The organism is Microbacterium cremeum, from assembly GCF_015277855.1.
Classification (GTDB): domain Bacteria; phylum Actinomycetota; class Actinomycetes; order Actinomycetales; family Microbacteriaceae; genus Microbacterium; species Microbacterium cremeum.
This window is the reverse complement of the sequence record NZ_CP063812.1, coordinates 3,196,283-3,210,080: the sequence shown is the minus strand read 5'-3', so window position 1 is coordinate 3,210,080 and position 13,798 is coordinate 3,196,283. Positions and strand designations below refer to the sequence as shown.

At 72.2% G+C, this 13,798-nt stretch carries 11 protein-coding genes and 1 pseudogene; 7 read left to right on the top strand and 5 right to left on the bottom strand.

The window, feature by feature from the left end:
- Both IM778_RS14435 and IM778_RS14430 read left to right on the top strand, forming a co-directional pair.
- Window positions 1–2,052, top strand: a complete 2,052-nt coding sequence (locus IM778_RS14435; RefSeq protein WP_194409524.1) for an oxidoreductase — start codon at window positions 1–3, stop codon at window positions 2,050–2,052.
- A 34-nt stretch (window positions 2,053–2,086) separates the two neighbouring features.
- Window positions 2,087–3,646 (top strand): SLC13 family permease, encoded by a 1,560-nt coding sequence (locus IM778_RS14430; protein WP_194409523.1) that lies wholly within the window; start codon window positions 2,087–2,089, stop codon window positions 3,644–3,646.
- A gap of 54 nt (window positions 3,647–3,700) precedes the next feature.
- On the opposite strand, the gene IM778_RS14425 is transcribed toward IM778_RS14430, so the two are convergent.
- Window positions 3,701–4,783 carry an SDR family NAD(P)-dependent oxidoreductase gene (locus tag IM778_RS14425; protein ID WP_194409522.1) on the bottom strand — a complete coding sequence of 361 codons (1,083 nt, stop codon included), beginning with the start codon at window positions 4,781–4,783 and terminating at the stop codon, window positions 3,701–3,703.
- Between the two features lie 48 nt (window positions 4,784–4,831).
- Here IM778_RS14425 and IM778_RS14420 point away from each other — a divergent pair, with 48 nt between their 5' ends.
- Together IM778_RS14420 and IM778_RS14415 are read left to right on the top strand one after the other, a co-directional pair.
- The gene (locus IM778_RS14420) at window positions 4,832–5,422 is read left to right on the top strand and encodes a TetR/AcrR family transcriptional regulator (protein WP_194409521.1); all 591 of its coding nucleotides are present in this window, start codon (window positions 4,832–4,834) and stop codon (window positions 5,420–5,422) included.
- A gap of 9 nt (window positions 5,423–5,431) precedes the next feature.
- Entirely contained in the window at window positions 5,432–5,752 is a 321-nt protein-coding gene (locus IM778_RS14415) for a DUF7882 family protein (RefSeq protein WP_194409520.1), read from the top strand.
- A 159-nt stretch (window positions 5,753–5,911) separates the two neighbouring features.
- Here the strand turns inward: IM778_RS14415 and IM778_RS14410 are convergent.
- The 3 genes and pseudogenes from IM778_RS14410 to IM778_RS14400 all read right to left on the bottom strand — a co-directional run.
- Window positions 5,912–6,214, bottom strand: a pseudogene (locus IM778_RS14410) (DUF7882 family protein); the annotation flags it as partial.
- 50 nt (window positions 6,215–6,264) lie between these two features.
- Window positions 6,265–7,686, bottom strand: a complete 1,422-nt coding sequence (locus tag IM778_RS14405; protein WP_194409519.1) for an aspartate aminotransferase family protein — start codon at window positions 7,684–7,686, stop codon at window positions 6,265–6,267.
- A gap of 154 nt (window positions 7,687–7,840) precedes the next feature.
- Window positions 7,841–8,839: a LacI family DNA-binding transcriptional regulator gene (locus IM778_RS14400; RefSeq protein WP_194409518.1), complete on the bottom strand. Its 999-nt coding sequence runs from the start codon at window positions 8,837–8,839 to the stop codon at window positions 7,841–7,843.
- A gap of 97 nt (window positions 8,840–8,936) precedes the next feature.
- On the opposite strand from IM778_RS14400, the gene IM778_RS14395 reads away from it, so the two are divergent.
- A complete protein-coding gene (locus IM778_RS14395; RefSeq protein WP_194409517.1) occupies window positions 8,937–9,629 on the top strand; it encodes a ThuA domain-containing protein in 693 nt (230 codons plus the stop codon).
- Window positions 9,626–10,705: a Gfo/Idh/MocA family protein gene (locus tag IM778_RS14390; RefSeq protein WP_194409516.1), complete on the top strand. Its 1,080-nt coding sequence runs from the start codon at window positions 9,626–9,628 to the stop codon at window positions 10,703–10,705. The genes IM778_RS14395 and IM778_RS14390 overlap by 4 nt, the downstream gene beginning before the upstream one ends.
- Window positions 10,706–11,208: 503 nt before the next feature.
- Here IM778_RS14390 and IM778_RS14385 read toward each other — a convergent pair.
- Window positions 11,209–12,378, bottom strand: a complete 1,170-nt coding sequence (locus IM778_RS14385) for an ROK family transcriptional regulator (RefSeq protein ID WP_194409515.1) — start codon at window positions 12,376–12,378, stop codon at window positions 11,209–11,211.
- A 122-nt stretch (window positions 12,379–12,500) separates the two neighbouring features.
- Here IM778_RS14385 and IM778_RS14380 point away from each other — a divergent pair, with 122 nt between their 5' ends.
- Complete coding sequence (locus IM778_RS14380) at window positions 12,501–13,796, top strand: ABC transporter substrate-binding protein (RefSeq protein ID WP_194409514.1); 1,296 nt, start codon at window positions 12,501–12,503, stop codon at window positions 13,794–13,796.
- The last annotated feature ends 2 nt before the right edge of the window (window positions 13,797–13,798 follow it).

Sequence of the window (13,798 nt, the reverse complement as noted above, 5' to 3'; positions counted from 1 at the left end):
ATGACCGCGAGCACCGGCATCCGTTCGTCCGTCCTCGCGCAGCCGCTGCGCATCGGTGCCGTCGAGGTGCCCAACCGGATCATGCAGACGGCGCACTCGAAGCAGTACTCCGACCGCGTCGAGTCGGAGCGCGAGACGGCCTACTACGTGCGGCGGGCGCGGGGCGGGTGCGGGCTGTTCGTCGCGGGCAACCACTTCGTGCATCCGACCGGCTCGATCCGAGGGTTCCAGGACGCGTTCCGCCCCGAGTCGGTCGCGGCGGCGAAGCGCATGACGGATGCCGTCCACGAGGCCGGCGCGCGTATCTTCGTGCAGCTCAACCACCACGGCGCGCAAGCGCAGCCCGACGGACCTGACGGCCCCCGCGCGGTATATGCCCCCTCCCGCATGCTCTCGCCGTCGACCGCGCACGCGACGCGCGAGATGGACCACGACGACATCGCCGCGTTCATCGAGGGGTGGGCGGTCTCGGCCGACAACGCGCGCCGTGGCGGGTTCGACGGCGTCGAGATCCATATGGCGCACGGCTACCTGCTGCACCAGTTCCTCTCGCCCCTCTACAACGCGCGCGAAGACGAGTACGGCGGCGATCTCGAGGGCCGCACGCGGTTCCCGCGCGAGGTGCTGCGGGCCGTGCGGGCGCGTGTGGGCGACGACTTCACGGTCGGCATCCGCATCGTCGCGAACGAGTTCCATCCCGACGGCCTCGACGGCGCCGCGATGCGCGACGTGATCGCGCGGCTGCGCGCCGAGGCCCGCATCGACTTCCTCGATCTCGCGGCCGGCGGCTACCACAACGTGCACTACGTCTTCCCGTCGTCGCCCATGCCGTATGCCTGGCTGCGCGACGACGTCGCCGCGGTGAAGGCGGCGAACCCCGACGTGCCGGTGTTCGGCGTGGGCGCGGCCCGGTCCGTCGAAGACGCCGAGGAGGTCGTCGCGTCGGGTGTGGCCGACATGGTCGCGCTGACCCGTGCGCAGATCGCCGACCCCGACCTCGGCCGCAAGCTGCTCGGCCTCGACTCTGCCGACGGCGCCGGGCGAGGCATCCGTCATTGCATCCGCCTGAATCAAGGATGCCTCGGCCGCGGCAGCCGCGGACTCGCGATGTCGTGCACCGTCAACCCGCTGGCCGGGCGCGAGCTCGAGCGAGGTGAGCGACCCCCCGCCGCGACGCCGCAGCGCTGGATCGTCGTGGGCGGCGGGCCCGCCGGCATGCGCGCGGCCGTCGAGCTCGCGACGGACGGGCACTCCGTGACATTGATCGAGCGGCAGGACCGACTCGGCGGACAGCTGCTGCTCGCGGCGCGCGTTCCCGGACGAGAGAGCGTCGGGCTCCTCGTCGACGACCTCGTGCGCGATCTGGCGGCGGTGGGCGTCGACGTGCGCCTGGGCGTCCTGGCGACGGCGGAGCTCCTGGCCGCAGAACGAGCCGACGGCATCGTCGTCGCGACCGGGGCGGTCGCGCCCGCCACGACCTCGCTCGCGCTCGGCGGCGCCGACGCCGGCGGGATGCCCGCCGGGGCGACCGTCGACGCGTTCGCCGCGGCATCCGATCCCGCCTCGCTCGGGCGGCGTATCGCCGTGGTGGACGCCGACGGCACCGCGTATGCGGCAGGCATCGTGCTGACGCTGCTGCCGCACGTCGACGCGCTCGAGCTCGTGACCCCGTTCGAGACCGCCTTCCCCCACATCGGCGCCGGGTACGACCGCCCGCTGCTGCTCGAGCGGCTCGCCGCGCACGGCGGGCTCGGACGGCGCGCGGCGCACCGCGTCGAGCGCGTCGGCGTGCGCGAGCTGGAGGTCTGCGACGCACTGACCGGCGAGACGGCCGTGCTCCAAGGGCTCGACGCCGTCGTCGCGATCGAGCCGCGCGCGTCGGTGCGCATCGCCGGGCTCGCGGGCGCCGGAGCAGTCGGGGCCGCCGGAACCCCGGCATCCCGTGTCGTCACGATCGGCGACGCGTTCGCACCCCGCACGATCGACGCCGCGATCTTCGAGGCCGTGGAGCTCGCCTACGACGTCGCGGGCCTCACCGCGCTGCGCGGCTGACCGCCCCGCCGCAGTCACTGGCTACGCTGTGTGCGTGGACCCCGTCGCCGCAACGCTCGTCATCCTGGTCCTCGCGGTCGTGGCGTTCATGAGCAATCGCGTGCCGATCGCGGTGGTCGCGATCGGCGTCGCGCTGGCGCTCTTCTTCACCGGCGTGCTCACCCTGCCGGAGGCGCTCGCCGGCTTCGGCGATCCCACGGTGCTGTTCATCGCCGCGCTCTTCGTGGTGAGCGAGTCGCTCGACGCGACCGGCGTGACGGCGTGGGCCGGGCAGCAGGTGATCGGCCGTTCCGGCACCAAGCCCGCGCGGCTCGTCGTCGTCATCGCGCTGCTCGTGGCGGTGCTGACAGCTCTCATCAGCATCAACGGCGCCGTCGCCGCCCTGCTGCCGCTCGTGGTCGTGGTGGCCGCCCGTGCGGGCGTCGCAGCGTCGAAGCTGCTCCTGCCGCTGGCGTTCGCGGCGTCGGCCGGGTCGCTGCTGCTGCTCACCGGGACCCCGGTGAACATCCTCGTCTCGGACTTCGCAGCCTCAGCGGGAGGACGCCCGTTCGGGTTCTTCGAGTTCGCGCTGGTCGGCATCCCGGTCGTCGCCGGGACGGTCGCGATCCTGCTGCTCGGCGGACGGCTGATCCCCGAGCGCACCGGAGCGCTCATGCCGGTGGATCTCGTGCGGCACGCACGGCTGCTGCGTCAGCAGTACTCGCTGACGCTCGACACCGGCACCCTGCTCGGGCCCGTCAGCGGCGTCACCGAGGTGGTCGTCGCGCCGCGCTCGCCGCTGATCGGCCAGCGCGTCTGCGCCGGGATGACCACGCCCGACGGCGACCTCGTCGTGCTCGCCGCGCGCCGAGGCGAAGAGCACCTCACGGGTCCGGAGTTCCTGGTCCAGGCGGGAGACGCGCTGCTGCTGCAGGGCACGTGGGACGACCTTTCGCGTCACTCGACCGATGCCGGCATGCTCGTCGTCGACGACCCGCAGCGGCTTCGCCGGTCGATTCCGCTCGGTCGCGGCGCGAAGCGCTCGATCGGCATCCTGATCGCGATGATCGTGCTGCTGGCGACGGGTGCCGTGCCGCCCGCGGTCGCAGCCCTCCTCGCCGCCGGCGCGCTGGTGCTGACCCGCACGGTGTCGGTCACGCAGGCCTACCACTCCATCTCGTGGAACACGATCGTGCTCATCGCCGGCATGATCCCGCTCTCGACCGCGTTCATCAGCACCGGCACCGCCGATCTGGTCGCGGGAGGGATGCTGGGGCTGCTGGGCGGTGCGGGGCCGCACGTCGCCCTGCTCGCGCTGTGCGTGCTGGCGATCGTGCTGGGTCAGCTGATCAGCAACACCGCGACCGTGCTCATCGTCGCTCCGATCGCGATCGCGGTCGCGCAGGCGCTCGCCCTGTCGGTTCAGCCGTTCATGATGGCGCTCACGGTCGTCGGTGCAGCGGCGTTCCTCACGCCGATCGCGACGCCGGCGAACCTCATGGTGATGGAGCCGGCAGGCCTCCGCTTCGGCGACTACTGGCGGCTCGGGCTGCCGCTCGCGCTCTTCTTCCTCGCGGTGGCGGTGCTCTACGTGCCGCTGATCTGGCCGTTCTGACGCGGCTGCGCGAAGCCCCGGCCGTTCGGGTCGGCCGGGGCTTCGCGGTGCGGGTCAGGCGGCCGACCAGCCGCCGTCGCTCGCGAGGATGACGCCGTTGACGTTCACGCCGTCGTCGCTGAGGAGGAACGTGATCGACGCGGCGAGCGCATCGGCCTCGACGGGGTCGGGCATGACCGCCATCGCGGTCTGCACGCGCTCCGCGCCCAGCGGCGACGCGAACGCGGCCTCGATGTTGGTGATGGTCGGGCCGGGAGCGACGGCGTTCACGCGGATGCCGCTGGGACCGTACATGAAGGCGCTCGACTTCGTGAGGCCGGCGACCGCGTGCTTGGACGCGGTGTAGGCGACGCCGGCTGCCGACCCGCGGAGCGCGGCCTCCGACGCGGTGTTGACGATCGAGCCGCCGCCCTGGGCGAGCATGACCGGGATGACTGCGCGCATGAGCTTCATCGTGCCGTCCACGTTCACGCGGAAGACGCGCTGCCACACGGCATCCGTCACCTCGCCGACGGGCGTCATGTCGTCCATGATCCCGGCGATGTTGGCGAGGCCGTCGATGGTGTCACCGGCCGCCTCGACGATGCGTGCGACGCCCGCGTCGTCGGTGATGTCGGCGGTGAGGGCGACCACTCCGAGGCCCGGGTGCTCCGCCACGAACTCGTCGAGGCGCTCCTGGCTGACGTCGACAGCGATCACGCGGCCGCCCTCGCGCGCCACGCGCGACGCGGTGGCGCGGCCGATGCCCGAGCCAGCGCCGGTGACGATGACGGTCCGGCCGTCGAAGCGGCCCCGGTCGAGGCGTTCGGTCCATTCGCGCGGCTCGACGGCGGCACCCGCGTCGCCGGCGGCGGTGTCGGTCACGGATGCCTCGCCCGACGGCCCGGCGGCGGCTGCGGGTGCGCTCCCCGGGGCGTCGGCTGCGGCGGCGCGGCGCACCAGGTCGTCGAGCATCTCCTGCGTGAACGCGCCGCGGCTGAGCTTCACGAGACGCTTGATCGCGAAGCGGCGCACCGGCTTGAAGACGTCGGGGGTCTGGCCGGACTGCGCGAGCAGCTCGGTGAGGATGGCGTTGCCCGCGGGATCGGCGAGCCAGTCGGCGATCGAGGAGTCGCCGGTGAGGGGTGTGGTGCGCATGCTGGATCCTTTCTACCGGACACCTGTGTCCGGTATTAGGCTACACCCGTGCCGAGCATCGCTGCCCCTGGCGCGGAGGCCGCCGCGCGAACCAACCGCGGCCCCGCCGCGGCCGCCGAGAATCGTCGTGCCCTGATCGCCGCCGCGCGCGAGGTGTACGCCCAGGGCGGGCTGGGCGCGCCGTTCAGCGCCGTCGCCAAGCGAGCCGGAGTCGGTCAGGGCAGCCTGTACCGGCACTTCCCCGACCGCACCGCTCTGGCGGTCGCGGTGTTCGAAGACAACGTCCGCGAGCTCGAGGAGTACACCTCGGCCCCCGACCGCACGATCGACGACCTCCTCGACCGCGTCGTGGAGCAGGCCGTTGTCTCGACCGCGTTCATCGAGCTCATCACCGCCGACCTGTCCGATCCCCGCGTGGCGCATCTGGGCGAGCGCTACTTCGCGCTCGTGGAGCGCCTCGTCGCGCGCGACCGCGACGCCGGCCGGGTCGGCGCGCACATCCACACCGAGGACGTCACGATGGCGACCGGGATGCTGGCGACCGAGCTCGCACGCACCGATGCCGCCTCCCGGCCCGCCGTGGCGGCACGCGCGCGCGCCCTGTTCCATGCGGCGTTCGCGCCGCGCCGAGCGGGATAAGCTCCTGCCATGGGCAGGTTCATCTATGACGCGTCAAGCACGTCCGTCGACATCGACGACCGCACTCTCGCACACCTGAGAATCGTCATGATGAACAAGCTCCGCCGCTCGGAGCCGTTCATGTTCGACGTGGAGATCGGCGACGGCAGCGGTCGTCGCAGCTTCTGGATCCACCCCTCGGTGGCGCTGCAGTTCCACTTCTTCGGCAGCCGTCAGCCGCGCATCAACCGGCTCTGGATCGAGGAGCTGATGCTCGCCGCGAGCGGACCCAGCGGCCTCAGCATCGTCCCGGAGCCCGCCGACGACGAGACGCCGCCCGTCGAGGGCTGACCGGGCTCAGTTCGAGTTCGAGAGCTCGGCGGACCCGACGTCGTTGCCCGCGACCGTCAGCTTGTCGATCTCGAGGGTCTCCACCTCGACCGAGCCGAGTGTCACCTTGTCGGTCTCGGTCTCGGCGTCGCCCTCGCTCACGGGCACCGGCACCGGCCCGGTGTCGAAGTGCTCGGCGATGAGCATGATGCCACCGGTCGAGTTGGCCGAGTTCGCGAGCTCCTCGATCCACTCGCGGCTGAGATCGGCCGGCTCGGGGTCGTCGAAGACGAAGCGCAGCGGGATCGACGGGTGCAGCCAGAGGGTGCTGCGGCCCCGCGGCTGGTCGTCGGGGTGACGCCACGACACCGTGAAGCTCTCGTCGCGCCGGAGCTTCGTCGCGATCACGACCTTGAGGTGCGCCAGTGCCCGGTCTTCGATATGGATCGGCATCGCGCCGCCGCCGTAATAGATCGTTCCCACGGGGCAACCCTAACTCTCGTGCGGCGGTTTCCCCACCGAGGATTTCCGGGCTACAGCCGGCTCCAGGCCTCGGTGAGCACGCTGCGGAGGATCTGCTCGATCTCGTCGAACTCGGCCGGGCCGATCGTGAGCGGCGGCGCGAGCTGGATCACGGGGTCGCCGCGGTCGTCGGCGCGGCAGTAGAGGCCGGCGTCGAAGAGCGCCTTCGAGAGGAACCCGCGCAGGAGCCGCTCGGACTCGTCGTCGTCGAAGGTCTCTTTCGTGGCCTTGTCCTTCACGAGCTCGATGCCGAAGAAGTAGCCGTCGCCGCGCACGTCGCCGACGATCGGCAGGTCGGTGAGCTTCTCGAGCGTCGAGCGGAACAGCGGCGAGTACTCCCGCACGCGTTCGTTGAGACCCTCCTCCTCGAAGATGTCGAGGTTCTCGAGGGCCACCGCCGCCGACACCGGGTGCCCGCCGAAGGTGTAGCCGTGATAGAAAGCGCGGTCGCCGTGCGCGAACGGCTCGTAGATGCGGTCGCTCACGATCGTCGCGCCGATGGGGGAGTAGCCGCTGGTCATGGCCTTGGCGCACGTGATCATGTCGGGCACGTAGCCGTACGCGTCGCACGCGAACATGTGCCCGACGCGGCCGAAGGCGCAGATGACCTCGTCCGAGACCAGCAGCACGTCGTACTTGTCGCAGATCTGGCGGACGCGCTGGAAGTATCCGGGCGGCGGCGGGAAGCAGCCGCCGGAGTTCTGCACCGGCTCGAGGAAGACCGCGGCGACGGTGTCGGGGCCCTCGAAGAGGATCATCTCCTCGATGCGGTCGGCCGCCCAGACGCCGAACTCCTCGAGGCTGCTCGTGGGCGCCCCCATGTCGGCCGCGCGATAGAAGTTGGTGTTCGGCACGCGGAATCCGCCTGGGGTGACCGGCTCGAACATCGACTTCATGGCGGGGATGCCGGTGATCGCGAGCGCACCCTGCGGGGTGCCGTGGTAGGCGACCGAGCGCGAGATGACCTTGTGCTTGGTGGGCTGGCCCTGGATCTTCCAGTAGTACTTCGCCAGCTTGAACGCCGTCTCGACGGCCTCGCCGCCTCCGGTCGAGAAGAACACCTTGTTGAGGTCGCCGGGGGCGTAGTCCGCGAGCCGGTCGGCGAGCTCGATCGCGGCCGGGTGGGCGTACGACCAGATCGGGAAGAACGCCAGCTCCTCCGCCTGCTTGGCCGCGACCTCGGCCAGGCGCTTGCGGCCGTGCCCGGCGGCGACCACGAAGAGGCCGGCGAGCCCGTCGATGTACCGCTTGCCCTGCGAGTCCCAGATGTGATGGCCCTCGCCCTTGACGATGATCGGCACGCCGGGCCCGTCGGTCATCACGGACTGGCGGGCGAAGTGCATCCAGAGGTGGTCCTTCGCCATCTGCTGCAGCTCGGCTTCGCTCCTCGCGGGGCGCTCGGTGCGGGGGTGGCGTTCGGTCGCGATCGACATGTGTGGCCTTCCGTCGGGACGTGCTCCCACGCTACTCGCGTGCCCCGTGGCGCGTGGTGCGACGGTTCGTCCTGTTCGGATGCCGCAGGCACCGGTCCGTCCGGATGCCGCGGTCGCGGCATCCGGACGGGACGACGGTCGGGTGGACCCTCGTTCAGGTTGAGCCGCGGACGACCAGCGCCGTGGGCAGCACGATCGGCTTCGCGGCGAGCGGACCCCCGGCGGCGGCGTCCGCCAGGGCGGCCACCGCAGCCGCTGCCATCTCGCGGATCGGCTGGTGCACGGTGGTGAGTCCCGGGGTGAGCCACCGGGCGCCGCGCACGTCGTCGAACCCGACGACGAGGACGTCGCCGGGGATCGCCCGGCGTGCGAGCGCGGCCGCGGCGTAGACGCCCGCCGCCATCTCGTCGGAGCACGCGAAGACCCCGAGGCGCTCGCCGCGGCCGAGGCCGCGCAGCAGCGGCAGCACCGCCTCGCGGGCGCCGGACGCGCTCCAGTCGGCCTTCACCACGGCGGGCTCCGCTCCGGGCCGCGTCGCGCGGACGCCCTCGAGGAAGCCCTCGCGGCGGGCCCGGCCGTAGCGGTACGACGGGGTGCCGACGACGACGGCGAAGCGCGTCGCGCCGCGTTCGGACAGGTGCACGGCGGCGTCCGAGCCCCCGTCGCGGTCGGTCGTGCGGACGCTGGCGAGGCCGTGGGTGGACTCGGACCGCGGATCGGTGAGGACTGCCGGGATGCCGGCATCCGTCAGCACCGCCAGCTGGGACGCGGTCGGCGAGATGAGTCCCAGCACCACTCCGGCCGAGCCCCGGCGGCGGATCCGCAGCGGCCAGTCGTCGCCCGGATCGTCGCGCTCCTCGGTCAGCACGAGGTCGTACCCCGCCGCTGCGGCGGCGCTGCGGGCGCCGGCGGTCACCTCGTCGGAGTACGCGTTGTGGTACCCGCTCAGCACCAGGTCGAGAAGGCCCGCCGACCGCGGCCGTCGCCCGCCCGAAGCCGGGTCGCGCCGATAGCCGAGGGTGCGCGCGGCCGCCAGTACGCGGCGCCGCGTCGCGGGGGCCAGGTCGCCGCGACCGCTCAGCGCGCGCGACGCGGTCGCGACGCTGACGCCGGCCCGGGCGGCGACGGCGGCGAGCGTGGCGGGCCGGTGCATGCGACCAGTTTTGCGCAAGTTCATCGACGCCCGCACCCCGCGCTGGCATCCTCGAACCCCGGGAACTCACCCCCATCACCGTCGAAGGGATTCGCGCATGCCCCGCACCGCTCTCGTCGTCCGCGGCGGATGGGAGGGCCACCACCCCGTCGAAGCCACCGACCTGTTCGTGCCGTTCCTGCACGAGAGCGGGTTCGAGGTCGCCATCGAGAGCAGCCCCGAGGTGTACGCCGACGCGTCCCGCATGGCGGCGACCGACCTCGTGCTGCAGTGCGTGACGATGTCGGAGATCTCGGCCGACGCCCTGCGCGGCCTGCGTGACGCCGTCTCGGCGGGCACCGGTCTCGCCGGCTGGCACGGCGGCATCGCCGACTCGTTCCGCGCCAGCTCGGACTACCTGCAGCTGGTCGGCGGGCAGTTCGCGACGCATCCGTCGAAGGCCCCCGGCGAGGTCCACGGCGACGAGACCGACAACTACCTCGACTACACCGTCGAGATCACCGCCCTCGGCCGCCGCCACGAGATCACCGCCGGCCTCGACGACTTCACCCTGCGCACCGAGCAGTACTGGGTGCTCCACGACGACCTCGTCGACGTGCTCGCCACCACCACCCATCCGGTGCAGCCCTACCACCCGTGGCACCGGCCGATCGTCTCGCCCGCCGTGTGGACGCGCGAGTGGGGTGAGGGCCGCATCTTCGTCGCGACGCCGGGCCACAGTCTCGACGTCCTGCAGGATCACAACGTCCGCACCATCATCGAACGGGGGCTGCTGTGGGCGGCACGGTGACAGACATCGGCATCGTCGGACTCGGCGTCATCTCGGGCCAGTACCTCGACACGCTCCTCGCGGCGCCGCGCGTGCGCATCGCCGCCGTCGCCGACCTCGACGCCTCGCGCGCCCAGGCCGCTGCGGCGCGCATCCCCGGCTGCCGCGCGCTCACGACCGACGAGCTGATCGCCGACCCCGGCATCGGCGTCGTCCTCAACCTGACGATCCCCGCCGCGCACGCCGACATCGCCCTGGCCGCGATCGCCCACGGCAAGGACGTGTACGGCGAGAAGCCGCTCGCGGCGTCGCTGGCCGACGCGGAGCGGATGACGGATGCCGCAGCCGCCGCAGGCGTCCGCCTCGGGTGCGCGCCCGACACGGTGCTGGGCACCGGCGTGCAGACCGCGCGTGCAGCGATCGTCGACGGCCTCATCGGCCGGCCCGTGTCGGCGGCGGCGATGTGGGTGTCACCGGGCCACGAGTCGTGGCATCCGAATCCCGATTTCTATTACCGCACCGGCGGCGGACCGCTGCTGGACATGGGCCCGTACTACATCACGTCGCTCGTGCAGCTGCTCGGGCCGGTGCGGGCGGTCTCGGGCGCCGCGTCGCGGTCGCGCGACGAGCGCGTGATCCAGTCGGGGCCGCGCGCGGGCGAGAGGGTCGGCGTCGAGGTCGACACGCACCTCACCGGCATCCTGCATCACGAGTCGGGCGCGATCTCGACCGTGACCATGAGCTTCGACGGCGTCGCTTCGACCGCGGCGCCGATCGAGGTGCACGGCGTGGAGGGCTCGCTGATCGTGCCCGACCCGAACCAGTTCGCCGGCGACGTGCGGCTGCATCGCCGCGGCGGCGCGTGGGAGGTGCTCGAGCCGTCCGCCGGGTACGTGAGTGCGGGCCGCGGCGTCGGGCTCGTGGACTTCGCCGCCGGCGCCGGCCGCGCGAGCGGAGCGATGGCGCTGCACGTGCTCGAGATCATGACCCGGCTGCAGCAGTCGGCGGCGTCGGGCGTGCAGGAGCCTCTCACGACCACGGTCGCCCGGCCCGCCCTCGTACCCCTCACGCCCGCGTCGGAGTGGCGCACGGGCTGAACGGCGTGCGCGCGCGTGCTGTCGGCGCCTCGGGTGTGTCACAACACGCGGAATGGGTTCACATACCCCGCGTGTCGCGCCACATGAATGTGGGGCCGGCGGTGCGGCGGAGCGGGGTGCGGCGTGCGGTCGGCAGCTCGGGTGTCGCAACACGCGGAATGGGTTCACGCACTCCGCGTGTTGCGCCACATGAATGTGGGGCTGGCGGTGCGGCGGAGCGGTCGGCAGCTCGGGTGTCACAACACGCGGAATGGGTTCACGCACTCCGCGTGTCGCGCCACATGAATGTGGGGCCGGGTGCGGCGCTGCGGCGGAGCGGACGGCAGTTCGGGTGTCACAACACGCGGAATGGGTTCGCGTACCCCGCGTGTTGCGCCACATGAATGTGGGGCCGGGCGGTGCGGGGTGCGGGGTGCGGTCGGCAGTTCGGGTGTCACAACACGCGGAATGGGTTCACGCACCCCGCGTGTCGCGCCACATGAACCTGAGACGACACGCGTGCGTCAGGCGGTGGGGTCGCGCAGCAGGTCGGCGAACGCGGCCTCGGCGGCGCCGATGAGCAGACGGTCCTCGGCGAGCGAGGCGACCCTGATCTCGAGTTCGTCACCGTTGGCCGCCATCGACTGGGCGCGCACGAGCGCGGTGAGCCCGTCGATGTCGGAGTCGGCGATCGTCGCGAGGAACCCGCCCAGCACCACGACCGACGGGTTGAGCACGTTGACGGCGTTGGCGAGCGCGGTCGAGAGGATGCGGCGCTGCCGGGCGACCTCGTCGGCCGCGGCATCGCCCGCCGCCGCCAGCGCGGTCGCGAGCGTCGGCTCGTCGGCGGAGTGCAGCCCGACGGCCTCGAGGAGGCGGGCGCGGCTCACCTCGTCCTCGAGCACGCCGTGGTCGGCGCGGCGGTCCGCCTCCGCGGCGATGCCGGGGCGGTTCTGCCCGAATTCGCCCGCGTAGCCGCCGGCGCCCGAGACCGGCATCCCGTGCACGACCAGCCCGCCGCCGATGCCGCTCGCGCCGCCGTTGAGGTACACGACATGGTCGATGCCCTGCGCGGCGCCGAACAGATGCTCGGCCATCGTGCCGAGTGTGGCGTCGTTGCCCACGGCCGTGGGCAGGCCCGTTGCGTCGGCGACGAGGTCGCGCACCGGCGCGTCGGTCCAGCGCAGGTGCGGCGCGTTGCGCACGAGCCCGTCGGCGGCGCGGACGAGGCCGGGAACGGCGAGCCCGACGGCGACGATGCGCGCGTCGGCGAGGTCGCCGCCGCGCCACTGCGCGATGCGCTCGGCGATGAGCCGCGCGGTCTCGTCGGGCGTGAGCAGGTGGTCGACCTCGAGCCGCTCGCGCAGACGGATGCCGCGGTCCAGGCCCACCGCGGCGATCGTGAGCGCGTCGACCTCGGGGTTGGCGGCGATCGCGACCACCGCGGGATCCGCGACGACGACGGGGGAGGGACGGCCGACGCGCCGTGAGGGGTCGGGGGCGCGCTCGATCACGAGCCCTTCGCGCACGAGCTCGCCGACGAGGTCGGCGATCGTCGAGCGGTTCAGGCCGGTCGCCTCGGTGAGCGCGGCCCGCGAGACCGGGCCCTCGACGTGGACGAGCCGGAGAAGGCGGGCGAGGTTTCGCTGGCGGATGCCTTCGGCGGGGGTCGGATCGCTCACGACTCTCACCATACGGGCTGGAGTGTGACCGAATCGGTATTTGTTGCTCTTGACCTCAAATCACGTCGCGTCGTACTCTTGCCACGTCCACATCACTTTCGACGTTGACGTCGAAACTTTCGAGAGGTTCGAAGATGAACACACGCAGCACCATGCGCGTCTTCGCCGGCATCGCCGCCGCAGGCATCGCGGCCGGCGCGCTCGCCGGATGCTCCGCCGGCGGCGGAGGAGAAGACGGCGACGGCGACGAGGTGACGATCACCTGGTGGCACAACGCCACGAACGGCCCGCTCCCGGACGTCTGGGAAGAGGTCGCGGCCGAGTTCGAAGAGGCCAACCCCGGCGTGAACGTCGAGCAGACCGGCTACCAGAACGAGGAGCTGCAGCGCACCCTGATCCCCAACGCGCTCGCGGCGGGCGACCCGCCGGACCTCTTCCAGGTGTGGCCGGGCGGCGAGCTGCGCGACCAGGTCGAGAACGGCTACCTCATGCCCCTCGACGACGCGATCCCCGACACGATCGAGAGCGTCGGCGCCACGGTGAACCCGTGGCAGGTCGGCGGCGCGACCTACGCGATCCCCTTCACCTTCGGCATCGAGGGCTTCTGGTACAACACCGACATGTTCGACGAGGCGGGCGTCGAGGTGCCCGAGACGTTCGACGACCTCGTCGACGCCGTCGGCGCGCTGCGCGAGTCGGGTGTCGTGCCGATCGCGGTCGGCGCCGGCGCCGGCTGGCCCGCCGCGCACTGGTGGTACCAGTTCGCGCTCAAGTCCTGCTCGCCCGAGACCCTCGCGGCGGCCGAGACCGACTACGACTTCAGCGACCCGTGCTGGGTCGAAGCCGGAGAGCAGCTACAGGACTTCCTCGGCATCGAGCCGTTCCAGGACGGCTTCCTCGGCACCGTGCCGCAGGAGGGCGCGGGCAGCTCGGCGGGCATGCTCGCGAACGGTCAGGCCGCCATGGAGCTCATGGGCCACTGGAACGCCGGCACCGTCGGCGGTCTCACCCCCGACGAGCAGGTCCCGGAGTTCCTCGGCTGGTTCCCGGTCCCCGGCATCTCCGGCGCCGCCGGCGACCCGACCGCCGCACTCGGCGGCGGCGACGGCTTCGGCTGCTCGGCGGAGGCACCGCCGCAGTGCGCGGACCTGCTCGCGTACATCATGAGCGAGGACGTGCAGAAGCGCTTCGCCGAGAGCGGCTCCGGCATCCCGACGGTTCCCGCCGCGCAGGCCTCGCTCGAAGACCAGAACCTGAAGGCCGTCGCGGAGGGCCTCGCCGAGGCATCCTTCGTGCAGCTCTGGCTCGACACCGCGTTCGGCACCACCGTCGGCAACGCGATGAACGAGGGCATCGTCAACCTGTTCGCCGGCACCGGCTCGCCCGAGGACATCGTTCAGCGGATGCAGGACGCGGCAGCGACCCTGTAGGC